Genomic DNA, 24236 nt, shown 5'->3' with positions numbered 1-24236 from the left:
AACCTTGCCGTTAAGTGAGCGATTGCTTCATAGCCCGATCGAGTTTGGTATGAGCTGATGAGCAATCGCTGAAATTTCCTTAAGGCCAGAATGATTGGGAAGGCCAGAATGATTGGGTGTCCAAGATATGTCCGATTCGCTGACCAGATATATCTGTGCGGAAAAGTTTGATAAATAGCATGGAGCCGGCAAACAGTCGGCCGGCAAAGAGGTGGATTGCGAATCGCTACTGCCTGGTCACCCAGGTCATTTTGTCGGGCAGCTGTGTCTGGTTAGATTGGTCTCTCGCTTTCATAGTAGTCAGTAGTGTGATAGGTATATTCAATCGCAAGATATCCAGTTAGTCGTTGGTGACAGGCCACTTAGTCGGCCATGATGGAACTGCTGTTTTTGTGTTTGCCATCTGTAGGTAATAAGCCCTCGCTTCTGTGCTGCTTTTCACTGAAGTTGGTCTTAGTCATTGAGGTGGGTGACAAATCCGGGCAGCGTAACTTTGGGAATTCTAGTTGTGCGTTAGAGGGGAGGGGGCTCTGTTGTGGAAAGTTGCGTCAGTGGGAAGTAACTTGCGTCAGCAGAGGATGATTTAAGAAGCTGTAGGGTGGGAAATGTTCTTGTTGAGTAGGGTGTCCGCTGGCAGTCAATGGAGAAATAAAAGCAAACTAAGTAGGCAGCTGCGCATAATCGATAAACGAAGTGCCTGGCAATCGTAAACTGCCAGGCACGTGAATTCATGTTTGTGGGGGTGCGTATCGAGTTCTATCGGTTATCCAAACTCGTAAGATATTCCTGAGCATCTAAAGCAGCACGACAACCCATGCCGGCCGCAGAGATGGCCTGACGATAGATCTTGTCGGTGACATCACCAGCGGCAAAGACTCCCGGTGCAGAAGTCTTCGTTGACCCACCTTCGACCAGGATATAGCCGTCCTGATCCAGATCAACTTGGCCATTAAGGAAAGCGGTCTGAGGGGTGAATCCAATGGCGACAAAGACTCCATTAGCTGGAATAGTGGATTGCTGGTCAGTGGCTGTATTGCGGACATCCAAAGAGGTTACGCCGCTATCGTCGCCGTTGATCCGTGTAACGACTGAATCAAGAAGGAAGTTAATCTTGTCATTGGCCTTGGCACGGTCCACCATGATTTTGGAAGCACGGAAGCCTTGGCGACGGTGGATCAGTGTGACAGAAGAACCAAAGCGGGTCAGGAAGTCCGCGTCACCCATGGCAGAGTCGCCTCCACCAACGACTACAATGGGCTTGTCCTTGAAGAAGAAGCCATCGCATGTGGCGCAGTAGGATACCCCTCGTCCTGAAAACTCGCGCTCGCCAGGGATTTCCAATTTACGATATTGCGAGCCAGTGGTGATGACGACGACTCGAGCTTGGTATTCCTCGCCGCCATCGGTGGTAATCCGCTTGACGTCTCCGCTCAAGTCAACTGAGACAACATCATCATATTCAATTTGAGCACCAAAATGTTCGGCCTGATCGCGCATCTGATCCATCAGATCGGGGCCGAGTACTGCTTTGGGGAATCCAGGGAAGTTCTCTACTTCCGTCGTGTTCATAAGCTGGCCGCCGGGCGTTAGGGCTCCTGCAATAACGAGTGGAGCATATCCAGCCCGGCCAAGATAAATGGCGGCGGTGTAACCTGCGGGTCCGGACCCTATAACAATCGCATCATGAACAGTTTGCTTCATAAAGCTACTGTATCCATTCAGGATGACCGAGTCACATGCGGTGGGCGAAAAGGGCGCTTGTTATCTCACAGTAAGCTCGGTCCTGACACCGTCAGGCTATTCTTGAATCATGGAGAAAACTGTGATAGTCGCCATCTTAACCAATCTTGGGACGATTCTGGTGCTGATCTGGTTTATGCTCCGAGTTGATCGTTTGCTGCGGGAGCATCCCAGCCATCAAACAGATGATAAGAGCGAGGATGACAGCTGGCATAGCTGGCGTTTTTGGAACCCACCAAGGCCTGATGACAATGGTGACGAGTTGGATGCCGATTCTCTGACAACAGACAAAAACCATGGGGCCGATGAAGATACGACTGCTAGGAGTAGCGAACGATACTCATCATCAACTCAAGAAGAACCTGTTGAAAGTTCTTCGCACGCATCGGACAAGAACAAGGAAAGCATAAGAGACAAGTAGGGAATATCCAACTAGCTAGGTCGTAGACGATTCAATCTCGGTGGGTACGGTTTCAATTGTCTGTTCGGTCTTACGAAAGTATGGTCTTTTAATAAGGACGGCTGCGCCTGTACATATGTATCCACTGATTTGCAAGGTATCTATTGGCTTTTAATGGGCTTAGGACGGCCGCGGGGGAGCGAGCCGGTTGTAAGCGATATGACTCGATCGATGAATTCGGATAGGAAGATCGTATTCGCAGCGATGAGGACGAACGAATCGAGGTAAATGAATAGATGCAGCAATGCCGGTGACGGCATTGCGATTTACCGGCGCGGACTCAGTTCTCGTTCGAGGTTCTTGATGGCATAGTAGCGATAGCTCGCTTTTCGAAGATGGAAAAGCAGTGATGCCTACAACTATATGTAATTAAGTCTGCTTGATAAACATCTTGGGTAAAACCATCTTGTGTTGACTGATCTAGACCCTGTAGCGTCGCAATCCGTGAAGGCTGTCTTCACTGTTATCTGACTCATATCTTTATTAGATTCGCATTTTTAACGGGCAACATTTGCAGCCGGGCATAGGTGTTGTATCGTGTGGGACTCTCGCAGGAGTCGACGAAGTAAGTTGATCACCACAGAATGTTTCACGTGAAACATTCGATACCGACCACGATTGCATGCATGGATGTGGAGCGAGACAGCCTTCTATTGTGAGTTGAGTCTTGGAGAGTGACTAGCCATTCTGACGTCGGCCATTTATTAGATTGCGGCTATTCCACAAGTCAACTTAGCCGACAATGTAAAAACAGGGACCTGATTGAACAAATCTCTCAATCGAAGTTGGCTTCAATGTTGGTTTCAATGTTGGCTCGAATGTTGGCTTTGGCGGAACAGTAGGGGGAGGGAGGAGAGCAGAGAAGAAGCTGGGAGTCGAGATTAGCAAATACGGGAGAGGAAATAACTGACGATGAATGGTGAATGGTGAATAACAGGTATTTGGCGCCAGAGAAGAATGATGATGAGGATAATGAACGCACAATAAAACATCGGGTTTAATGATTACAAACTGTTAGTTCGTGTGTGTGTAGTGTGCTCGTCTTACGCACTATTAGCTCTGCCTGTGTTTGCAAACTACGTATATTACAAGTCCGCATGATGCATATTGCGCAACTTGCACGCCATGCATCATGCGGACTCCACTCGTGCTTGCCGAATGGTAGGCAGAACCAGGCAGGCTTTGAGGTTTCAGTCGGTTCGTTTTTGATCCAAAACCGATTGAACCAATGCAGTGTATAGCTCTGGCAGGTTGTAACCTGCAGCCAGGGCTGATTGCGGCAAAAGCGAGGTGTCCGTCATGCCGGGCGCCACGTTGGACTCCAGGAATTGCGGCTGACCCTGGGCATCGACGATGAAATCGGTGCGTGAGATATCGCGGAGTCCCAAAGCTCGATGGGCGGTCAATGCAGCATCGCTCACAGCCTGTGTGGTTTTGGCATCCAGTCGGGCCGGAACATAAAACTCCGTCGGGCCGGGGGTGGAACGAGCTTCGAAGTCGTAGGTACCTGAGGGAGTCCAGATTTCGAGCGGAGGCAGAACCAGGGGGTGTCCGTCAAACTCGAGGATGGAGACGGAGACTTCAGTGCCCGTTACAGCCTGTTCGATTAGGGCCACATCACCGTAGGCGAAGCAGTTGATCAACGCTTGAGTGAGCTGACTCTGTTCAGTTACCATGGTGCAACCCATGGCTGAGCCGCCCATGGTGGGCTTGATGAAGAGCGGGAGTCCCAGCGAACCTAGAAGCATGTCGATAACGGGTTCGACTCCCAGCTCCCGGAACATGGATTCGGGTAGCGTCACGGAATGTGGCGTCTGCAATCCGGCCATGCGGACAACATTCTTGGCGATGGGTTTGCTCCAGGCAGTCCGGGAGGCCTTGGCCCGGGATCCGGTGTAAGGCAATTCAGCCATCTCCAGGACATCACGGATGGAGCCGTCTTCGCCGTTGGCGCCGTGCAGCAGAGGCCAGACCAGATCAGGACGGGTCGACTCGTCGGTCAGATAGGGCAGGAGCGAGCCGTCCATGTCGTGGACGTGGACCGTCCATCCGGCCTCCTCCAGGAATCCTTGGACTCGATGCCCTGAACTGATGGAGACATCGCGTTCATGGCTGAGGCCGCCGCAGATAACCAAAAGCGACTTATCAGCACGCTTGGTGGCCTTGCTCGCCAGAGAGAGCACATCGTCCATGGTGACCGGCGTGGCCTCGCGGATGGAGCGATGCGAGGTTCGCCTGGCTCTTTTGACCACTTCGCCAGTAGCCGTGGACGCAGTGTTGGCCGGGCTGGCGGCTGTGGTCGTCGTTGCGCTCGCGGTTGTCTTGGCCTTGCCGACTGCCGGGGTTTTGCCGCCGGTCTGCTGCCGTGGTGTCTTGCTGTGCTTGGCCGCCATAATTCAGCCCCTTTCCTTGCCGCTGTCGGGCTCGAACAGCCGGACGGTGGCGAGTTCATTCTCGATGACCGTGGACAGTCTGCGTATTCCCTCTCGTATCCGATCGGAAGTGGGGTAACAGAAGGACAGGCGCATATGGTCCGCGCCCTCCCCGTTATCGTAGAAGGCCGTGCCGGACACGTAAGCCACCTTGGCGGTGATCGCCCTGGGCAGCATCTCCTTGGCGTTGAGCCCCTGGGGTATCTTCAGCCAGATGTAGAAGCCGCCCTTGGGCTTGAGCCATGAACAGTAGGGCAGGTATTCCTTCAAAGCCTCGTCCATGGCATCGCAACGTTCCTTGTACATCCCCCGGTAATCGTTGATCTGCGATTTCCAGTCGAAGTTGTCCAGATAGGTGGTGATGGTCATCTGGCTCATGTTGGAAGGACAAAGGATGGCTGACTCATTGGCCAGAACCAGCTTCTGTCTGATTCCAGGAGGTGCAACCATCCAGGCCACGCGCATGCCCGGAGCGATGATCTTGGAGAAGCTGCTCAGGTAAACAATGCCCTCGGAGTCGTAAGAGCGCAGGGCCGGATAAGTTTGGCCGTTGAAGGCCAACAGTCCATAAGGATTGTCCTCCACGATGAGCACGTGGTATTTTCGGGCGATCTCGATGACTTGTGGACGCCGCTCGACGCTCATGGTGGCGCCGGCAGGGTTATGGAAGTTGGGCACAGTGTAGAGGAACTTGACCGCCTTGCCCTGGCGGCGCTGCTCCAAAATGGTCTCCTCCAGAGCCTCGGGAATCAGTCCGTCTCCGTCCATGGCCACATTGACCACATCGACCTGGAAAGATTGGAAGACGCCCAATGCACCTACATAGTTGGGTGCCTCAGCCAGTACCACATCGCCGGGGTCGCACATGATCCTGGTGATCAGGTCCAGTCCCGACTGGGAACCGTTGACGATAACCACATCATCCGGCTGGACGTCCTTGATGCCTTCCAGCTCCATAATGGGCAGCACGTCTTCGCGCAGATGGGGATCGCCCTGTGCTGACCCATACTGCCAGGCCACCTGGCCCTTGCTCCGTAGCATGTCGCCAAGCTGATCGGCCAACTTATCGAAAGGCATCCGGCCCAGGTAGGGCATGCCGCCGGCCAGGGAGACCACCTCGGGCCGATTGGCCACGGCGAAGAGGGCGCGAATCTCGGAGGCGCGCATCTGCTCGGCTCGTGTTGCATAGGAGCTATACCAAGGATCGTTCTTGATGACCTTGGACGCGATATTGGGATCATCCGCCATAACTGACTTCCGCCTTCCTGCCGCCGTTGTCTAAGGAAACTGTATTACCTGCGGACGCTATGTAGGAGGAAAAATCCAACACATTACCATTTCGGTACACCCATAGTATCGGCATACGGATGGGTAGGCAGCCATGTCTGGCTGATTGGGTCCATGGGGCTTGCAGGCAATTGCGGTCGACGAGTGGTCTGTGGGTCGACGTCGGGATGATTCGCATTTGTTGCCGTCGACCCATAGTCATGCTCAGAAAGCCTGAACGGAAGTGAAGCGCAGGGTGTTTCCTGGCATGCCATCCATGGGGACCCAGACGACCAGGTCCTGAGTCGTCACCGGTTCTCGCAGGGTGACCTGGGTGGTTCCGGAGGCATCGAAGCTGAAGTCGGCCAGCGGCTGTCCTTGGTTGGGCTGAGCCGCCGTGGAATTCGCATAGATCTGGGCATGGCCACCGCTCTGAGGCGCGACGATGGTCAGGCGAGAGACCTCTTCCGGCTGAGTCAGATGCATATACCACCCATAGCCCTGCAGGCCGGCGGGTTTGTTGAGGAAGAGCTGGCGGCTAATCGGATAGGCCGTGGTGTTCTTGGGCTTGGGCGGATCGGGAACCTTGCCTGCCTTCTTGTCAGCGTGGCTGACCTTGTCGTTCCTGGCATTGCCGGCCTGAGCCTGGTCATCGCCGTTGTCATTGCTGGAGGGGGTTGCTTCTTCACTCTCATTGGTCTTGCCTGGGAAGGGCACGTTGGACATGACCGGCCAGCCGCCTTCACTTTTGCCGACTTTGGATCGGGACCCGGTAATGGTCGAGAGGGCCCAGACCAGGGCCACCACAACGATTACCGCCGCTATGGCAATAACCACTGAGCGAGTCGTGAAGCGGCCAAACAGGCGGGTGTTAGCCATATCGGCCTCATCGTCCAGATCATTATCCTGCTCATCGTCGGGAAGAACCGAGTAAGTCACCGGAGCGGGCATGGAGTGGATTTCAGGCGTGAAGCTGGGGGGCAGCGGCTCCATAACTGTGGTTTCCTGCTCCTCCTCATCGAAATCGTGGTTCTTAAAGGATCGGTTCGCTTGGCTGGGCGCTTTGCTAGGTGCCTTGGTCTTGTCAGCAGCGGCGGAAGGGGAGTGTGCATTCCGGGCCGCAGATTCTCCTGCGACAATAGGCTCGGCAGCCGCAGCTCCTGCTTGGCGCGCACGCGAATCGACGTTGCCCTGTGGGGCGCTCAGGTTGGAGGTTGCCTTGGCTTGGCTGCTGCCGGACTTGTGGAAGTCCCACTGGGAGAAGCCTCGCTCCACGGGATTGTCGGCAGTCACGCCGTTGCCGCTGAGAGCCTCGGAGGGTTTACGCTGATCACTTTTGACGATCGGCACCCGTCCGGTCACAGCTTTGGACTCTTCCTCATTCATGGCTATGGGCCTGGCTGCCGTCGCCCTGAGTGCGCTCACATCCATGGCTGCGGTCTTGCGGGAGGAGCTGTTCAGCGAGCGCAGCCGCTGGCGCTCGTCAAAGAGCGAGAAGAGGTCGGTATCCGTATCCTCTGGATTGAGCATTTCAATCTCGCTGCGACCGGGAAAGAGCAGTTGGTTGGTCTTCCAGTGCGGCTCATGGTGAGATACGGTCTGCGCGGCAGGCAGGGCCGAGGAGGTCAGCCCCGCGGGAAGCGGGAGTACATTCTTGGGATTCACCGGGCGCAGGGCCACGGCTTCGATGGAGGCACGGCCGTCCATCTCAGGCCAAATCAGATCGCTGTCGGTCAGCTCCTCTGGCGGGACCCAGGGGCTGAGCAGGGCCGAGAGCTCTGCCAAGGTGACCAGCGGAACCGGCACGGCTCCCTGCTCATTAGCCAGGCCCAGCCCACGCATGCAGATGATTTTGAACTCTTCCGGGGTCTGCTTGGGCAGCTCCTGCAGACTAGGCTGTCGTCCGTCCTGATTGGCCCGTCTGGTCAGCATGGCATAGAGCACGCCGGCCAGCTCGTGTATGGCATACTCCTCGTCCGTCAATCCCATCTCAGTCGAGACCGACGGGTGCTCGAGCATGGGCGATATAGGTGCATCGGCCAGGGTGATCGAGGCTGGTGCCAGCCTGATGGTGCTCGTGGAAACCGCATAGTCGACCATGCCGGCGGCATGCAGGGTGCGCATGGCCTCGGTGACCTCTCCCATGATGGTGCCGATGGCCCGGTCGCTGAGCGTTCCCCCGGCGGGTCCGTGCATGTAGTCCCTCAGGGACATGCCGGCATCGGGGGCGGTGACGATCAGGGAGACCTTGTCACGAGTGTGCAGCTGGTAGACCGGGGTGAAGCGGCGGTCCTTGTTCAGCGCCAGGCTGGAAGCGTTGACGTTGATCCGGTCCATGCAGGTGGAATCCCCGGCGATAAAGAGCTGGCAGTCCCTGTCCAGGACCTTGTCCTTGGCCCGCCAGGCGCTCAGACCGTTCGCGCGGCGGAGCAGGGTGACCAGGGTATATCTGCCGAGGATGGTGTCTCCGATATGCGCGTTCATGGTTGCCGAGCTCTCATCAGAAGTGGGGCGTCGCCTGTAGTTGGCGACACCGTGGTGGACCTTGCTGTTCCTAGGTACAATCCTAACGGGTTGCTGGGCCGGAGGGGCCGGTGGGGGTCCGGCTATCGCGGATTCTCCATCAGCGTCGGACTCATGGGCCTCTTCGAAGTTCTCCAGTGCTGCGTCCATGCCGGGCAGAGCGGAGTCAGGGGAGGAGGAGTGCACCACCCTGACCGAGCGGTCGGCCAGCCGGGAGGGTCGTCCCTGTAGAGCGTCCATGCTGCGGACGGGGTGCCGGGCTGTCCTGCCCAGTCGACGGGCCAGGTCGATCAGGAGTTGGGTGAATTCCTCAGTGCGCAGGGCTACCAGGGTCACGACATAGATGACCGCCGTCAGCAGGGTGATGACCACGCAGATGAAGAGTGCCTGCACCCAGCTCATGTGGCCCTGTCGGCCCTGAATCCAGGCGCCGACTAGGTGGGTCACCGGGGTCTTGACTGTCAGGGCGGCTGCCAGGGCCAATCCCGCAGCCAGGAAAGCCTTGGCGTAAGTGGTCAGAATCCGCCGCTCGTCCAGATTTCCTTGGAAGGGACTGCGCAGCATGTGAGTCAGGGCAGGGAAACTGAGGATGCTGCTCAGGGACAGGCTCAGACCCACCAGCGCTGCCCAGTAGCGGGGAGGGAACAAGCGTATGGATACCAGAACCAGTGCTACCTGGATGGTGTTGGAGACGGCTGCGAAGATGAAAGGATGCCGCCCATCCTCAAAGGCGTAGAAGGTGCGCTGAATGAGCAGGAAGGCGCTTGAGGGGACCAGCCCCAGGGACAGGGTTATCAGCGGTCCTGAGATAAGGACAGACTCATGGACGCTTACCGAGGGCAGCAGGGCTCGTGTGATGGGCACTGGAATTGCCAACAGGACTGCGGCGAAGAAGAACATGACCAGTCCGACGTTGCGCAGGGCTTGGCTCAGATCATTGCGGGCATCCCCGATGCGACCGTCCGAAACCGCTTTGGACAGCTTGGGAAAGAGGGCCGTGCTGACCGAGACGGCTACCAGAGAATAGGGCAGGATGAAGATGGTGTAGGCGTTCTGATAGGAGCCGTTGCCAGCGATGTCGAACGGGTTGCCTTCAAGGGGCGCGCCATTGTTGATGCGGGCATTGACCACGTTGGCCAGCTGGTCGACGATGACCACGCACATGCTCCATGCCGCTACCGACCCCATGGATCGCAGGCCTATTCCACGCAGACCCCAGCGAGGGCGATAGCGGAAGCCGCTCATGATCAGGGGGATGAAGAGGACCAGTGCCTGGAAGGCCACGCCCAGGGTCCAGGCTCCAGCGGTCAAGGCCACCTTACCGTCGTCCCAGAAGCCGACCGGCTGATTGCGTGCGTTGCCGAACAGAAAGATGAAGACCAGGAAGCCCAGGCAGCTGATAACGTTGGCGCCCACCGAGCTCCAGGCGTATGCAGTGAACCGGCCCTTGGCGGCCAGGATCTGACCAAGGACCGTGTAGAGCCCATAGAAGAACACTTGCGGCATGCACCAGAGGGTGAAGGAGTTGGCCAGGGCACGCTGGGCCGGGTTCCACTTGGAGTTCAGATAGATGGTGGTCAGCACCGGGGTGCCCAGCATCAGCAGCAGGGTCAACAGGGCCAGGAGGACCATGGCGACCGTGATCAGCTTATTCAGCCGGTCTGCTGCGTCCCGCTCCTTGAGGGTGCGTACGATCTGCGGGACCAGTACGGCGTTGAAGATGCCGCCCGAGATCAGGGTGAACATGACCTGAGGAATCATGGCGCCGGTCTGGTAGGCGTCAGCCGCGATTCCGGTGGTGCCTATGGCGGCTGCCAGCAGGATGGTGCGGATCTGCCCGGTCACACGGGAGGCCGCGGTGCCCGTGGCCATGATGGCGGAATTGCGCCCTACGGAACTCATTCGTCCGGGTCCTTCGTACGGTGGAACTGCCGCCAGAGCCCCAGGAGTCCCAGAAGCACGGCGATGACAATAATGATCAGGCCGCTCATGTCGCTCAGCCGTAGATTGCTGGTGATCTGGGCCCGGCGCACCTGGCCGAAGGGTCGGCCTTGGCGGTCTAGCAGACCGATATCCACATTGGCTCTGCCGGCTGTTGCCACTCTGACCTTGAAGGTCACCTGGGCTTCTGATCGGGCGGGAATGACCACCTCCGCCATACGCGAGGTGACGATCTCCATGGAGTCGGTTCGCGCGCTGATGCGGGCGTGGACAGGGTAGGGATGGCTGTTGCTGACGGTCACTGGCATGGAAGCCGTCTCGCTGACGACGTTCAGAGATTCGCTGGGCGTGATGCTGACACCATCCAGGAGTCGGCGGGACATGGCCTCGGCCTGATCGGCCAAACCGGCGGCGGCTGCGGTTCCGCCCAGTGACTTCAGAGCCAGGTCGTCGTGGGCGGCGGTCAGCTGGCTCAGCCACTGATGCGGATCCTTGGGCTGGCGTGCGGTGGCGTCGGCATCCTGGCGGGCCAGAGCCTGGCTGTCGGTCTTGCCTGCCGTGGCGCTGGCGGTGGGTTGGGAATCCTGCTTGCCGTCAGCCAGGATGGTGGTAGCGAACCGGTCGATCTCAGCCCGGCTGGCGATCAGGGAGTCCAGGGTGCCTGTCGGTCCATCGCCATGTTTGGCGCTGCCCTTGGTGCTGTCGAGCTCCAGGGCCTTGAGCAGACCCGACGACCCGCCGGTGAAGTCGGGTGCCTGCATCAGGTTGTCCATGGACTTCAGGCTGATCCATGGGGCATGCTCCAATTCGGTCATGATCCGGTCCGCCTGCTGGGTGTCTTCATCGGTATCGAAACAGACCAGAAGGGAACGTTCGGCGTAGGGCTGTTCCATCTGATAGAAGGCGCTCTGGGCTATGAAGCGGGCCGTCTGCCCGGCCTGGGTCTGCTCCCCGGTGGCACGCGTGGAGCTGGGGTGGCCCCTGGCCAGGTTGCTGAGCTCGCGCTGGGCCGATAGGACGGTTACCTTTCCGGCTTTGGTTTCGATGGTGTACTTGCCCGTGTGGGCGGAGGTGCCGGCATCGACCTCGAAGCCCTGGGGGGCGATGACCGTCTGATAGCCGGCACGGCGGGCGGCGGTGATGGACTCCACGGTCCACTCCTGTCTGCCCTGCCAGGCGTATGTGTCAGGCGCGCTGTCGGCATAGAGTTTGGCCGAGGTCTTGGCGCTCCAGGATCCGGGCGTGACCCCAGCCTGGGCATAGCGGTCCTGATTCTGGGAGGCATACCCAGTGATGTCGAAGTCGGCCGGCTGAATCAGCCCCTGGATCTGGGGACGATTGGCGAAGGCGGACAGATAGACCGGATCGCCCAGGGCCTGCAGGGACCCATGCTTGGCCAGCAGCTGGCTCTGATCCCCCTGGCGGCGGGCCCCTTGGCGGGTCAGTGTCACGCTCCGGTTTTTATCGTTGCCCGAACCTGACTGGGTCATCAGCGCCGTCATGGCCTTGTCGTCAATGTTCCAGTCCGAGGAGGTCAGCGGCATGACCATGGTCAGGGCCAGGGCGGGGGTGCCTGCGGTAGGCAGGCCGTCCCAGGTCCGGGTCAGAAAGGTGAACACGTCGCCCAGGACCTGGTCCTGATCGTCGCTCAGGGAGAGCCGGACAGGTTTGGGCCCCCAGCTGGTCATCTTCTTGATCGCGTCTTGATCAGCCGGCACGTTGACTGCAACCTCGACGCTCTGCCCTGCCGGGATTGTCGGTACGGTCTGCGTACCCAGCACGTCCGGGGTGGGGATGCGAGCGTGGCCTTCGGACCATGCCTGCATATCGGCCCGGGAGCTAAAGGAGTAAAGGGCGCTGGTGGACACGCTCAGATGGGCATTCTCCATGGGTTGGTTGGCGGTGTTGGTCACCGCGGCGCGCAGAGTGTAGCCGGACTTGTCGGTCACCACTGGCGTCGACCAGCGCAGGGCCACCTCGGCTGAGCTCTGATGATTGGTGGCAGCCAAGGCTGGTGCCGGATGCCAAGGAGCCATCACCAGGGTCAGCAGAAGGACGATCGTTAGCAGGATTCGAGCCCACCGGGTCCACCGATTGAAGGCATGAGTGTGCTGGCTGGTGCGCTCGCTCGGGCGCAGGGGGGTCTGGATCATGGCTGTTTTTTGTACTTCCTCGCGTAGAGCCAGGCTATTTTACGCTCATTGGGGTAACTGAGCACCGAGGTCAGGTCGGAGAAGTCCACCCAGATGGCATCTTCGGCCTCATGATCGGGGTCGCCTTCCACACTCAGGGAGCCGCCGATCATCCGCAGGACGAAATGGTGGACCAACTTGTGGACCCGTTGGTTGGTTCCGGTGAACCAGTAGTCGATGGTGGCGATGGAATCGGTTACCCGGCCCAGTATCCCAGTCTCTTCGTGAACCTCGCGCACCGCCGTCTGCTCGGGTGTTTCCCCCTTCTCGATATGGCCCTTGGGCAGGCACCATTCCAGGTGGCCTGAGCGGGAGTGCCGGGCGATGATGGCCACCCGGTCATGCCGGTCGAAGATCAGTCCGCCCGCCGAATACTCGCGCACCACGGGCAGTTCCTGGGCATCCAGGGAGGCAAAGGTCGAAGGTCCTGGTGCCTGCTTATGCCGGGGCATGAGGGCAGGCGTGGGAGCGTCATCCTCTGCCTGTATGTGCTCGCGGACCTGCGGATCCAGACGTTCGCTTACGGTTTCCACAAGATGGTCCCGCCTCTGCTGGCCGCGGGCATGGGTGTCCGCAGAGTTGGCGCTATGTTCAAGCATGCGCGCCATGTCTGCGGGCGTAATCATACTCCAACTTTACGTAAGGTAATGTGCAGGTGGGGTAACGGTATGCTAGTAGGCGCATCAACTCCGTAGGAAAGGGTGAGCGTGGATTTCCAAGTCTGGCCGGAGGCCATTGAGCTCGGGCGCCTCTTCGCCGAGCAGGGATATGAACTGGCGTTGGTAGGGGGTCCTGTACGCGATCTGCTCCTGCACCGGCCCTCCCACGACCTGGACTTTTGCACCTCGGCCCGACCCGAGCAGTTCGAGCCCATTCTGCGTCACTGGGGGTCGGGCTTCTGGGACATGGGGCGTAAATTCGGCACCCTGGGCGCGCTGCGGCGGCGTCCTGACGGCACCGAGGTCAAGGTGGAGGTGACCACCTACCGGCGAGACACCTACGATCCCGATTCCCGCAAGCCCGAGGTGGACTATGGGGACAGCCTCGAGGGGGATCTTTCACGGCGCGACTTCACCGTCAATGCCATGGCCCTGCGGGTGCCCGACCTGGTCTTTGTAGACCCCTACCGGGGGGCCAACGACCTGGCCAAGCAGGTGCTCCGAACCCCGGTGGATCCCCGCCAGTCCTTCGACGACGATCCCTTGCGGATGATGCGGGCCGTGCGGTTCGTGGCCCAGCTGGGATTCACCATCGCCCCGGAGACCGCAGAGGCCATCACCCGCATGACCGATCGAATCAGCATCGTCTCGGCCGAGCGGATTCGCGATGAGCTGACCAAGCTCATGCTGGCCGAACACCCCGTCCAGGGCATCGAGGCCCTGGTGCAGTCCGGCCTGGCTGACATCGTTCTGCCCGAGGTCCCCGCCCTGCAGCTGGAGATAGACGAGCATCACCGGCACAAGGATGTCTTCGAGCACACCCTGATGGTGGTGGACCGGGCCATCGCCCTGGAGACCGGACCTGACGGACCTGTGCCCGCCCCGGATCTGACCCTGCGCCTGGCTGCCCTGCTGCACGACATCGGCAAGCCCGCCACCAGACGCTTTGAGCCCGGTGGCAAGGTCAGTTTTCATCATCATGATGCTGTCGGAGCCCGGTTGGCCCGTAAGCGCCTCAAAGCCCTGCGCTTCGACCACCACCTGATCGCCGACGTCTGCGACCTGATCTCCATGCACCTGCGCTTCCATGGCTATGTGGACGAGCGCTGGACCGATGCGGCCGTCCGCCGTTATGCCCGGGAGACCGGTCCGCTTTATGAGCGGCTCAATCGCCTGACCCGGGCCGATGCCACCACCCGCAACAAACGCAAGGCTCAGGTCTTCTCCTCCGCCATGGACGAGCTGGAGGATAGGGTGGCTCAATTGCGCCAGCAGGAGGATTTGGATGCCATCCGGCCCGACTTGGATGGGCGACAGATCATGCAGATTCTGGACCTCAAGCCCGGGCCGCAGGTGGGACGTGCTTACCGGCACATGCTGGACTACCGCCTGGATCAGGGCCCTGTCGACCGGCAGACAGCCGAGCAGGAGCTGTGGGACTGGTGGCAAAGCCAGGGCTAGGGCTAGGTCAGGCCTGGCTCTAGTCCTAGCTGAGCATCCCTGGTCTGCATTCTGGGGATTCGGATGCCGTTTGGTTCTGGCTTTCGGGGTTGGAGGGTGTGATGGCGTCCCGCCTATGGGCCCGGGCTGTTGCTTACTCGTGTGAAGTGTTCATGCTGTCTGTCTCGTGCGGGCCTGCTTTTGGCGGCTTTTGGCGGCTGTGGCAGCTCCTGCGGTGAGCAGTCCTGTGGCGAGCAGGAGGAGCATGCCGTCGCCTCCGGTCAGGGGCAGGCTGGCGATGGACAGGTACTGATAGGTGTTACCCTTGTTGGTTTCCTGCTGTTTGCCGTCTTGGGTCCAGTCGATGGCCACGGGCGCCAGCCCCGGCGTGTAAGGGGGAGTGGTCACCTTCCAGGTGCCGTCGGGGCTGGGCTTGAGATCCTTGCCTGCGGCGAGGCACGTGCCCTGCTCCTGATTCTGGCCGAAGCATACGCTGGTGGTCTGCGGCTTTCCGGGGAAACCGACCGGGCCCGGCCGGCCGGACGGCCAGGCGTTGGAGGGGTCGCGCCCCAGCTGGCCGTTGCTGTTGCTTCCCCAGGTGTAGAGCTGGCCGTCGGAGCCGATGGCTGCGGAATGATACCATCCCAGGCTGGCTTGTTTCCAGGTGAACCCGTCGGGCGCTCCTTGGGGCTTGCCCGCCAAGGTTGGCGTGTGCCGGTCGGTGGTGGTGCCGTCGCCCAGCTCGCCGTATTTGTTCCATCCCCAGACGTACAGGTTCCCATCGGATCCGAAAGCTGCAGAATCCCCGTCGCCTAGGCTGGCTTGTGTCCAGGTGAATCCTTCTGGTGCTCGTTGGGGCTTGTTGACCAGGATTGGCCTGTTCTGGTTGGTGATGGTGTCGTTGCCCAGCTGGCCGTCGTCGTTTTTTCCCCAGGTGTACAGGTTGCCGTCGGAGCCGATTGCTGCGGAATGATGTTCGCCTAGGCTGACTTGTGTCCAGGTGAACCCGTCGGGCGCTCCTTGGGGCTTGCTGATTTGCACTGGCCTGCTCTGGTTGGTCGTGGTGCCGTCGCCCAGCTGGCCGTCGTCGTTTCTTCCCCAGGTGTACAGGTTGCCGTCGGAGCCGATTGCCGCGGAATGCCAGCCGCCGAGGGTGACCTGTTTCCAGGTGAATCCTGCTGGTGCTCCCTGGGGCTTGTTGACCAGGATTGGCCTGTTCTGGTTGGTGGTGGTGTCGTTGCCCAGCTGCCCGTACTTGTTGTATCCCCAGGTGTAGAGGTTGCCGTCCGAGCCGATTGCCGCGGAATGAAAACCGCCCAGGCTGACCTGTTTCCAGGTGAATCCTGCTGGTGCTCCTTGGGGCTTGTTGACCAGGGTTGGCGTGTTCTGGTTGGTGTTGGTGCCGTCGCCCAGTTGGCCGCTGCCGTCATCCCCCCAGGTGTAGAGGTTGCCGTCGGAGCCGATTGCCGCGGAATGCCAGCCGCCGAGGATGACCTGTTTCCAGGTGAATCCTGCTGGTGCTCCTTGGGGCTTGTCGATTTGGGCTGGCCTGTTCTGGTTGGTGTTGGTGCCGTCGCCCAGCTGGCCGTCGTCGTTGCCTCCCCAGGTGTACAGGTTGCCGTCTGAGCCGATGGTTGCGGAATAGTTGTAGCCCAGTCTGATCTGGCTGAATCTGATGCCTCGCTGTGCGGGCGGAGTCAGGGTCACTTCGGTGCCGCCGGTCTCGGGCCCATGGTTCGGGCTGATGGACCAGTGCTGCGTGTCCTCCCTGGTCCAGTGGGCGGTCAGGGTGGTGTCATGGGTGACTGGCTGGCTGAAGTCGTAGGCGACGTCGCCTTGGAACCAGCCATCGAACAGGCAGCCTTCGGCCCTCGGGTCCGGGTAGGGGCGTTCCGCCTGCCCGTCCTGGGTGACGGACTGGCTGGGGGGCATGCCCGTGGGGGCGGGGCAGGAATCGTTTTTGGAAGTGAAGCCGACTTGATATTCGGGGGCGATGTACGTGTATTGCAGGTGGTCGTCCGGCTGGGACCCGTTCCGGCTCCAACCGACTGTCACGTCCACGCCCCCCGGTTCATGCTTGGGCGTGGATGCCTGCCAGGTGCCGTCTTGGTTGGCCGTAATCCCTGTGGCCTTGGCCTGGCCGAACAGGACGCTGGTGGGTGCGGCGGCGCCGGGGAAGTTGACCAGGGTGGGCGTGTTCCGGTTGGTGGTGGTGCCGTTGCCCAGCTGGCCGTTGCCGTTGACTCCCCAGGTGTACAGGTTGCCGTCGGAGCCGATCGCTACGGAATGGTTGCAACCTAGGATCGCGTATTTCCAGGTGAATCCGGCGGGCGCGCCTTGGGGCTTGCTGACCGGGATTGGCCTGCTCCGGTTAGTGGTGGTGCCGTCGCCCAGCTGGCCGCTGACATTGCTTCCCCAGATGTAGAAGCTGCCATCTGAACCGAGCGCCTCGGAATGCCAGTCGCCTAGGTTGACCTGTTTCCAGGTGAATCCGGCGGGCGCGCCTTGGGGCTTGCTGACCAGGGTCGGCGTGTGCCGGTCGGTGGTGGTGCCGTCGCCCAGCTGGGCGAAGTAGTTCTGCCCCCAGGTGTACAGGTTGCCGTCCGAGCCGATGGCCGCGGAATGCTGCCAGCCTATGCTGACTTCTTTCCAGGTGAATCCGGCGGGCGCGCCTTGGGGCTTGCTGACCAGGGTCGGCGTGTGCCGGTCGGTGGTGGTGCCGTCACCCAGCTGGCCGGTGAGGTTCCATCCCCAGGTGTAGAGGTTGCCGTCCGAGCCTATAGCTCCGGAATGGTTGCAGCTAAGGCTGACCTGTTTCCAGGTGAATCCGGCGGGCGCGCCTTGGGGCTTGCTGACCAGGGTCGGCGTGTTCCGGTTGGTGGTGGTGCCGTCGCCCAGCTGCCCGTACTGGTTGTTTCCCCAGATGTAGAGGTTGCCGTCCGAGCCGAATGCTGCGGTATTCAAGTCGCCTAGGCTGAATTGTTTCCAGGTGAATCCTTCTGGTGTGCCTTGAGGCTTGCTGACAGGGATTGGCGTGTTCCGGTTGGTGGTGGTGCCGTCGCCCAGCTGCCCGCGGCCGTTTTGTCCCCAGGTGTAGAGGTTGCCGTCCGAGCCGAACGCCGCGGAATGGTCCCAGCCTATGCTGGCTTGTTTCCAAATGAATTTTTCTGGTGTGCCTTCGGGCTTTTTGACTTGGACTGGCCTGGACCGGTTGGTGTTGGTGCCGTCGCCCAGCTCGCCGGCACCGTTATCTCCCCATGTGTAGAGGTTGCCGTCCGAGCTGATGGCCGCGGAATGAAGGCCGCCCATGCTGAGCTGGCTGAATCTGATGCCGCGCTGCGCGGGCGGTGTGAGGGTGACCTTGGCGCCTCCGGCTATGGGCCCTTGGCTGGGGCTGATGGCCCAATGGCCGTCTCCCTTGGTCCAGTGGGCGGTGAGGGTGGTGTTGCCGGTGACGGGCTGGGTGAAGTCGTAGGCGACGTCGCCTTGGAACCAGCCGTCGAACAGGTATCCGTCCCTGGCGGGGTCGGGGCTGGGCCGACTGGCCTGGCCCCCGTCGGGAATGGTCTGCCTGCCGACGCTGCCGCCGCCTGCCGTGTCGAAGCTGACCGTCCAGGCTGCGGAAGACCGGTCCTGGACGCCGGCAGCATCGCCGGCAGTGTCGCGCGTGGGTGAGGCAGGCGTCGGAGTCGTGTGGCTCAGGGGCGAGGACGTTGGCAGGGGGAAGGACGGCGATGCGGCCTGCGGGCTATCATCCCCGTAGGGGTTCTCCAGACTCTCTCCCTCCTGCTGTTTGTCCAGGGTGGTGGGCGTGGCTGCTCCGGATGGGCTGCTGGTGCTCCCGGCCAAAGCGGGTGTGCAGGACAGGGCTAGGAGAAAGGCCAGGGCGGCGGCTGCCATGCCCGAATGCTGACGCATGATGAGTTGACTCCCCTCTTCGCAGAGCCTGCTACAGCATCCCCCCGGACATCACACTCAAACTGTACTAAGAAGCTGTATTAAGAAACTGTACCAAGCGCGCAAATACCCACGACCCAAGGGTGGTGTACTCCCTACTGTAGCACGCGCGCAAGCGCCTGTGGTTGAGGGTTCTGCGACAGCCGGGTCCGCAATCCTGGGAGAGATGCCAGGCCGGCAACATTGTTGCGGTGTCAGGCCTTGGGAGCCTTGGGCAGGTTCTTCATGGAGGAGGGGTCGGCCTGGCAGCCCTTGATGGCTTCGATCTTGCGGCCCACGACAGAGGTGCTGTCCTCGTCGTTCAGATCGTTAAAGGTGGCTCCGACGACCACGTCGATCAGATCGTCGCTGCGGTCGTCCATGATCAGCACGGCATCGTTGAATTGGGATCCCACTGTGTAGCCACGGTCAATGGCCGAGGCCCCGAAGCGTATCTCGGTGCGTGCAGTCTCGGTCTTGCCCGGATAGTCCGCCACATCCTGCATGTTGAATCCCCGATTGCGCAGGGCCGAGGCCAGGGCAGTGGCCAGACCGGACTTGTTGGTTCCGTTGAGCACCCGCACGCGGATGTCGGGGTGGTTGACCAGCTTGGACTTGTCAGGCGGGCAGGGCACGGCGACCCCATAGTTGGGCTTGGCGATGCTGGTGTGTTTGGCGTTATGCCCGATGGACCCGAAGATGATCAGACTGCATATGACCAGGATGGCCACTAGGGCGCTGACGACTATGGTGAAGACCATCTTCTGTCGCCGTCGTACGAACTGCCTGCGGGCCTCGCGTTCGTCCAGTGGTTCGGGATTCGTCATGTTGCCTACTCTACTGTCCATGGGTGACTCGCAGTGGGACCATCCTGGGCAGGACTGGCGAGTCAGCCTCGATGATCCTGTCCACGGCATTTTGCTCCCGCCAGAGCCTTATCAGTGCGATTGCCTGCTCGGGCCGAGGGGCCATGACCACAACCGAGGGGCCTGATCCAGAGACGAAAGCCGGCCCGATGCCTGCCCGTCGGGCAAGGTCCAGAGCTTGGCGTGAGCGCGGGTGCAGAGTGCAGGCGGTCTCCTGCAGGTCGTTCAGATCGTGGGAGCCGGGTCCGATCAGATCGAAGGCCTTGTAGACCTGGGCTGTGCTCAGTTGGCTCTCGTAGGCCCCGATCAGGAGGTGTCCGGTCAGCCCAGCTCGGGACAGCCGCTGGGCCTGCGGGCCATCAGGATCCAGGGGTTCCAGAATCTGGCCGAAACCTGTGCCTCTGCTGAGCCCTCCATGCAGGCAGAAGGGCAGATCCGCGCCCAGACTGGCAGCGATTCGATCCAGGTCGGCGGCAGCCATCCCTAGATTCCAAAGCCGGTTCAGGCCCAGCATGGTTCCGGCAGCATCCGCTGATCCGCCGGCCAGGCCGGCGCCCACCGGTATCCGTTTGACGATGTGGATGGCCACATCAGGCTCGTGCCCGGTAGCCTGGGCCATGGCCAGGAGGGCTTTGACGGCTAGGTTGGCGTGTGGATCGGCATCCCGGCGGTTCAGGTCGCCAAGGTGCTCACCCTCCAAGCTCAGGCGGAAGCCGCTGCCAGGTTCTGTCGGGCGCAGTTCCACCCGGTCCCAGATTCCCACGGCGCTGTAAATGGTGTCCAGGCGGTGTCGTCCTCCAAGGTCGGTTCGGGTAGGACCGACGCGAAGTCTTAGATTGATTTTGGCGGGACAGTAGAGGCCCACACCGTCCCTTCCGGCTGCCGGGCTCACGCAGTCACCTCGCGGCGGGCTTGCTCCAGGGCGATGAACTCCTCGATGGTCATGGTTTCCCCCCGGCGTGCAGGGTCAATGCCTGCTGCCCGGAAGGCTTCGACGGTCACCAGACCCTTCAGGGCGGCGTGCAGGGTCTTGCGGCGCTGTCCGAAGGCGGCATCGATCAGGGCGAAGACCTCGGTCCTCGTCCCCTCGTCCCCGCGCCCGCGTCCATCCTTGTCCCGGGTGAAGGAGACCAGGGCTGAGTCCACGTTGGGGGCTGGCCAGAAGACATGGCGCCCGATCCTGCCCGCTTGGGCGGCATGCCCATACCAGGCCAGTTTCAGGCTGGGAGCGCCGTAGACCTTGGAGCCCGGGGCTGCTGTCAGCCGGTCCGCCACCTCCTTCTGGACCATGACTAGAAACCGGCTCAGATTGGCGAACCGGGCCAGGAGGGTCAGAATGATCGGAGTGGCAACGTTATATGGCAGGTTGGCCACCATGGCCAGGTCGGTGGCCGTGCCCGCGTCGCCTGCCAGCTGAGGGGTCAAGGTCAGGGCATCCCGGTTGATTACGGTCAGCCGGTCCAGGCTCTCCGGCATGCGCTCGCGGACGGTTTGCGGAAGCTGCTTGGCCAGGACGGGATCGATCTCGTCGGCGGTCACCAGACAGCCCGTCTCCAGCAGTCCAAGAGTCAGGGATCCCAGACCAGGACCCACTTCCAGAACGGATTGGTCGGATGCCACCCCCGCCAAACGCACGATCCTGCGGACAGTTCCTGGATCGATGACGAAGTTCTGCCCCAATCGTTTGGTGGGGTGGATGTCGATCTGGTCGGCGATGCGTCGGATGTCGGTGGCACCCAGGAGGCGGTCGCTTTCGTTTTCAGTGTTCATGTCGGTTCGCTGCTCGGCGGGTGTGGTTGGGGATTAGTACGAATTATGCTGTTTTTGGTATTGCAAGGCTGTACTGGGATTCCCGTACTGCTGCGCAATGTAGTAGAGGCCCCAATCGATCTGGACAGCGGCATCGTCATGCCAGTTGGCTCCAAATAGCGCCATCTTGGAGCCGGGGTAAGCCTGGGGAATACCGTAGGCGCCTGAATTTTTATTTTCGGCATACCAGAGCCATCCTGATTCCCTGTTCCACAGTTCCACTAGAGCCGTGAACTCCGAACCCGTCCATCCGCGCTGGGCGGCAGCACCACCGGCATAGGTCTGGGCTAAGTCCACGCTGGCGTGCCAAAGACCATTTGGAGATGGGTTCGGTGCTGGAGACGGGGCTGGTTTGTCCTCGGGCTTGCTTGGGGTGGTCGGTTTATCCGGCTTGCTTGGTTGTGTCGGCTGCGTGGTCTGCGGCGGCTTGGTCTGTGCTGGCGTAGGGGCCGGTGCTGTTGACGATTGCGAATCCTGGTTGGACGAGGGGCTCGGAGAGGGGGTCTTCTGCACTTGTTGGGAATCCTTGCCTGTGTCTTTGGATTGCTGCCCGCTGTTTTGCTCTTCCCTTGGCTTGTCGGGACCGACGGCCACCACCTGATCCACTGGCATGGCTACGGTCTCCTCCTTGACCACCTGCTCCGATTCGGCCTGCCCATCCACGTAGGTGACCTGGATGGTCTGCAGGCGTTGACCGGCTACACCCGCCTGCCGTACCTGGGTTTGACCGGGCGCCAGGCTCGGGTCGACCACGGTCCTCGTGGCGAAGGGGAGGGGAACCGTTCTTTGAGTGCTTCCGTGGGTGACCCGTTGGACACGCAGCACAGTGGTGCCTTGGTCATGTTCCACGCTGACCCGATCCTCTTTACCCAGCACGATACCCTTGGAGTCCAGGATGGAGGCGGCTGGAAGCTTGCCGTTCGGGGCCACCGAGGTCTTCCCGTCAGCCACGACCGTGACCGGCCCCGCCTGGTTGATGACCAGACCGCCGGTCAGCTGGTTGTAGACGTTGCCCACATCCACGGTGACCTTCATGGCCTGTTTGCGGTTCTCCTCGAAGAATCCCAGCAGCTGGTCCATGCTTGTTGCCGTGGTCCAGAAGGGCACCCGCTGCCCCTGAATGACGATGGTGGTCTGATAGGCGGAGCGCACAGTGATCGCCGCATGGTTGCGCAGCTGGCCTCCGGAGGTGGAATCGACCAGATCGTGGGTCTTGACCTTGACCCCCTGCTGGCGCAGCAGACCGTCCACGCTGTAGGCATAAGTGGTCACCGTTTTGGTCTGTCCGTTGACGCTCAACGCCACGCTCTTGCGTGCAGTAATGCCGAAGGTCAGAATCATTGCCAGAACGACCAGAAGGGCGCAAGAGGCCACGCGGATCCTTCTGAGCACGACAAAACGCCGCGGTGTCCAGCGTCTGGCCATGTGCTCGCCTCCCCGTTCCTGCCTTGTCTGTACTCGGCAATTCTAGCGGTGCGGGCATGGAGTGAGGCCGCACAATTCGCAAGGTCGGGCAAACATCCACATTTGTAGTAGACGGACGGCAATAAAAAAGCCGACTTGGCCTTCATCGGTCAGTCGGCTTTTTCAAGACCCGGGTCCTGGTCGGCGGGTCAACGTCAAGAGGACGGGAATGAAGGGGAATGATCCCGTCCTCGAATACGAACGGAGATGGTTGGGGAAATGCTCCGTTCGTACTTCGGAGGACGAGCCTCCGAAATGACTTACTCGAGGGAAGTATTTGTAGTTATCCAGGCAATGTCCATTATTGTAGCCTGCCAAGAAGAAAAATGAATAGTTGGATTTAATAGTTCGTTCTTGGCGTAGAGCCTCCTGTCAGAGTCGAACTGACGACCTGCCGCTTACAAGGCGGCTGCTCTGGCCAACTGAGCTAAGGAGGCGGTCCCGGTGGTCCATTACAGCATTCCGGGCCGCGGTACGAAATGATATCGTACCATCACCATGCCCCCAAGGGGACGCTGGGCGCGAAATTTCTCTCGACGTACCCAGTTCAGTCCAGTGAGCGCGGATGGCCGGAGGCGCCGATTGCGGGCATGGCTCCCTTGACGCCCACCTTGGACTGATCCAGGCCCAGAGCCTTGAGCAGGCCTGCGCGGTAGTCCAAGCCGGCCCGGGACAGGTTGCCCAGATCCCAGTAATTGCCGTTGATGCGGACCGTGGGCGTGGTCATCTGTCCCTTGTTGGACCCGGAGGGATTCCAGAGCTCCTTACGCATGGGGGTATAGGCGTCCATGGCCTTGATCCAGTCCCGGTAGTGGCCCTTGAGTGCCTGGTCGGCAACCTTGGGATCAACCCCGGCCTTGATGGCCTGCTGGCGGATCTTGTCGTTGCTGATCGGTTGGTAGTTGGATTCGTCCGGCTGGAAGTCCTTGGCGTAGAGATTGGCTATGAAGGGCAGCAGGTGGTCCGGATCGTGCTGGGCCACATAGATGGTGGCCGTGCCCGTCCTGGTCGAGTAGTTGTCCGTGGAGAGCCGGTCCATGAAGCTCATGGGGTAGATGACCAGGTTGATCTGCCCGCCATCCACAAGACCGGTCAAGGTGGAGTCCAGCCCGCGATGCAGGGCGCCGCATCCTGGGCACATGAAGTCCATGTATATCTCCACGGTCGGCGCTTTGGCCACTGGCTTGCCCAGCCCCCGGGAGCTGATCAGGAAGCCACCCTGGTCATTGGCGGCCGAGGGTTTCTCCTTGACCCGGGCGACGGCTTGCCGGGCCTGTTCCAGGTCCTGGGTTTTGACCGGGCGATGGCTGCGCCAGTAGAAGAATCCGCCCAGAGCGATCAGTGCGATGAGCACCACGGTGACAATGATGCCGATCATGGTCTGCTGGCGGCGTTCCTTGGCCTCCTGGAGCCGCCGAGCTTCTTCCTGGGCCTTGAGCGCGGCCTGATGGTTCTGCTTGCCCTTGGACATGACCTGGATCCTTTCCTTGGCATACTGAGCATAGTGT

14 protein-coding genes and 1 tRNA gene are annotated in these 24236 nt (G+C 60.5%); 2 read left to right on the top strand and 13 right to left on the bottom strand.

Features of this window, described 5'->3' with window-relative positions:
• Positions 1-756: 756 nt before the first annotated feature.
• Positions 757-1701 carry a thioredoxin-disulfide reductase gene (trxB, locus tag ACVWNW_RS04680; RefSeq protein WP_121912782.1) on the bottom strand — a complete coding sequence of 315 codons (945 nt, stop codon included), beginning with the start codon at positions 1699-1701 and terminating at the stop codon, positions 757-759.
• A 109-nt stretch (positions 1702-1810) separates the two neighbouring features.
• Here trxB and ACVWNW_RS04675 point away from each other — a divergent pair, with 109 nt between their 5' ends.
• Positions 1811-2161, top strand: coding sequence for a hypothetical protein (locus ACVWNW_RS04675; RefSeq protein WP_198207812.1), 351 nt, complete (start codon positions 1811-1813; stop codon positions 2159-2161).
• Between the two features lie 1229 nt (positions 2162-3390).
• On the opposite strand, the gene ACVWNW_RS04670 is transcribed toward ACVWNW_RS04675, so the two are convergent.
• The 5 genes from ACVWNW_RS04670 to ACVWNW_RS04650 form a co-directional block, all read right to left on the bottom strand.
• Positions 3391-4593 (bottom strand): D-alanine--D-alanine ligase family protein, encoded by a 1203-nt coding sequence (locus ACVWNW_RS04670; protein WP_454483309.1) that lies wholly within the window; start codon positions 4591-4593, stop codon positions 3391-3393.
• 3 nt (positions 4594-4596) lie between these two features.
• Positions 4597-5880 carry an aminotransferase-like domain-containing protein gene (locus tag ACVWNW_RS04665; RefSeq protein WP_454483307.1) on the bottom strand — a complete coding sequence of 428 codons (1284 nt, stop codon included), beginning with the start codon at positions 5878-5880 and terminating at the stop codon, positions 4597-4599.
• Between the two features lie 243 nt (positions 5881-6123).
• Positions 6124-10323, bottom strand: a complete 4200-nt coding sequence (locus ACVWNW_RS04660; RefSeq protein WP_454483305.1) for a lipid II flippase MurJ — start codon at positions 10321-10323, stop codon at positions 6124-6126.
• The gene (locus ACVWNW_RS04655) at positions 10320-12515 is read right to left on the bottom strand and encodes a DUF6049 family protein (RefSeq protein ID WP_454483303.1); all 2196 of its coding nucleotides are present in this window, start codon (positions 12513-12515) and stop codon (positions 10320-10322) included. The genes ACVWNW_RS04660 and ACVWNW_RS04655 overlap by 4 nt, the downstream gene beginning before the upstream one ends.
• The gene (locus tag ACVWNW_RS04650; protein ID WP_454483301.1) at positions 12512-13153 is read right to left on the bottom strand and encodes an NUDIX hydrolase; all 642 of its coding nucleotides are present in this window, start codon (positions 13151-13153) and stop codon (positions 12512-12514) included. Before ACVWNW_RS04650 ends, ACVWNW_RS04655 begins: the two co-directional genes overlap by 4 nt.
• A 108-nt stretch (positions 13154-13261) precedes the next feature.
• Here ACVWNW_RS04650 and ACVWNW_RS04645 point away from each other — a divergent pair, with 108 nt between their 5' ends.
• Positions 13262-14674, top strand: coding sequence for a CCA tRNA nucleotidyltransferase (locus ACVWNW_RS04645; RefSeq protein ID WP_454483380.1), 1413 nt, complete (start codon positions 13262-13264; stop codon positions 14672-14674).
• 150 nt (positions 14675-14824) lie between these two features.
• On the opposite strand, the gene ACVWNW_RS04640 is transcribed toward ACVWNW_RS04645, so the two are convergent.
• From ACVWNW_RS04640 to ACVWNW_RS04610, 7 genes are all read right to left on the bottom strand, one after another.
• The gene (locus ACVWNW_RS04640) at positions 14825-18571 is read right to left on the bottom strand and encodes an RCC1 domain-containing protein (RefSeq protein WP_454483299.1); all 3747 of its coding nucleotides are present in this window, start codon (positions 18569-18571) and stop codon (positions 14825-14827) included.
• A 233-nt stretch (positions 18572-18804) separates the two neighbouring features.
• Positions 18805-19416, bottom strand: coding sequence for a LytR C-terminal domain-containing protein (locus ACVWNW_RS04635; RefSeq protein ID WP_454483297.1), 612 nt, complete (start codon positions 19414-19416; stop codon positions 18805-18807).
• A 10-nt stretch (positions 19417-19426) separates the two neighbouring features.
• Positions 19427-20347: a 4-(cytidine 5'-diphospho)-2-C-methyl-D-erythritol kinase gene (locus ACVWNW_RS04630; RefSeq protein WP_454483295.1), complete on the bottom strand. Its 921-nt coding sequence runs from the start codon at positions 20345-20347 to the stop codon at positions 19427-19429.
• The gene (rsmA, locus tag ACVWNW_RS04625; protein WP_454483293.1) at positions 20344-21225 is read right to left on the bottom strand and encodes a 16S rRNA (adenine(1518)-N(6)/adenine(1519)-N(6))-dimethyltransferase RsmA; all 882 of its coding nucleotides are present in this window, start codon (positions 21223-21225) and stop codon (positions 20344-20346) included. Before rsmA ends, ACVWNW_RS04630 begins: the two co-directional genes overlap by 4 nt.
• A 33-nt stretch (positions 21226-21258) precedes the next feature.
• The gene (locus ACVWNW_RS04620) at positions 21259-22689 is read right to left on the bottom strand and encodes an aggregation-promoting factor C-terminal-like domain-containing protein (RefSeq protein WP_198207825.1); all 1431 of its coding nucleotides are present in this window, start codon (positions 22687-22689) and stop codon (positions 21259-21261) included.
• A 402-nt stretch (positions 22690-23091) separates the two neighbouring features.
• Positions 23092-23165, bottom strand: a tRNA-Thr gene (locus ACVWNW_RS04615).
• Between the two features lie 110 nt (positions 23166-23275).
• Positions 23276-24199, bottom strand: coding sequence for a DsbA family protein (locus tag ACVWNW_RS04610; protein ID WP_121912793.1), 924 nt, complete (start codon positions 24197-24199; stop codon positions 23276-23278).
• Between the last annotated feature and the right edge of the window lie 37 nt (positions 24200-24236).

This window comes from Bifidobacterium sp. JNUCC 75, assembly GCF_054819865.1.
Note: the sequence above shows the minus strand (reverse complement) of the source record. Positions and strands in the feature narration are given on the sequence as shown.

What these genes read in the sequence shown, in the direction of transcription:
- trxB (WP_121912782.1), bottom strand. Translation starts at nt 1,701, where the DNA reads ATGAAGCAAACTGTTCATGATGCGATTGTTATAGGGTCCGGACCCGCA.
- ACVWNW_RS04675 (WP_198207812.1), top strand. Translation starts at nt 1,811, where the DNA reads ATGGAGAAAACTGTGATAGTCGCCATCTTAACCAATCTTGGGACGATT.
- ACVWNW_RS04670 (WP_454483309.1), bottom strand. Translation starts at nt 4,593, where the DNA reads ATGGCGGCCAAGCACAGCAAGACACCACGGCAGCAGACCGGCGGCAAA.
- ACVWNW_RS04665 (WP_454483307.1), bottom strand. Translation starts at nt 5,880, where the DNA reads ATGGCGGATGATCCCAATATCGCGTCCAAGGTCATCAAGAACGATCCT.
- ACVWNW_RS04660 (WP_454483305.1), bottom strand. Translation starts at nt 10,323, where the DNA reads ATGAGTTCCGTAGGGCGCAATTCCGCCATCATGGCCACGGGCACCGCG.
- ACVWNW_RS04655 (WP_454483303.1), bottom strand. Translation starts at nt 12,515, where the DNA reads ATGATCCAGACCCCCCTGCGCCCGAGCGAGCGCACCAGCCAGCACACT.
- ACVWNW_RS04650 (WP_454483301.1), bottom strand. Translation starts at nt 13,153, where the DNA reads ATGCTTGAACATAGCGCCAACTCTGCGGACACCCATGCCCGCGGCCAG.
- ACVWNW_RS04640 (WP_454483299.1), bottom strand. Translation starts at nt 18,571, where the DNA reads ATGCGTCAGCATTCGGGCATGGCAGCCGCCGCCCTGGCCTTTCTCCTA.
- ACVWNW_RS04635 (WP_454483297.1), bottom strand. Translation starts at nt 19,416, where the DNA reads ATGACGAATCCCGAACCACTGGACGAACGCGAGGCCCGCAGGCAGTTC.
- rsmA (WP_454483293.1), bottom strand. Translation starts at nt 21,225, where the DNA reads ATGAACACTGAAAACGAAAGCGACCGCCTCCTGGGTGCCACCGACATC.
- ACVWNW_RS04620 (WP_198207825.1), bottom strand. Translation starts at nt 22,689, where the DNA reads ATGGCCAGACGCTGGACACCGCGGCGTTTTGTCGTGCTCAGAAGGATC.
- ACVWNW_RS04610 (WP_121912793.1), bottom strand. Translation starts at nt 24,199, where the DNA reads ATGTCCAAGGGCAAGCAGAACCATCAGGCCGCGCTCAAGGCCCAGGAA.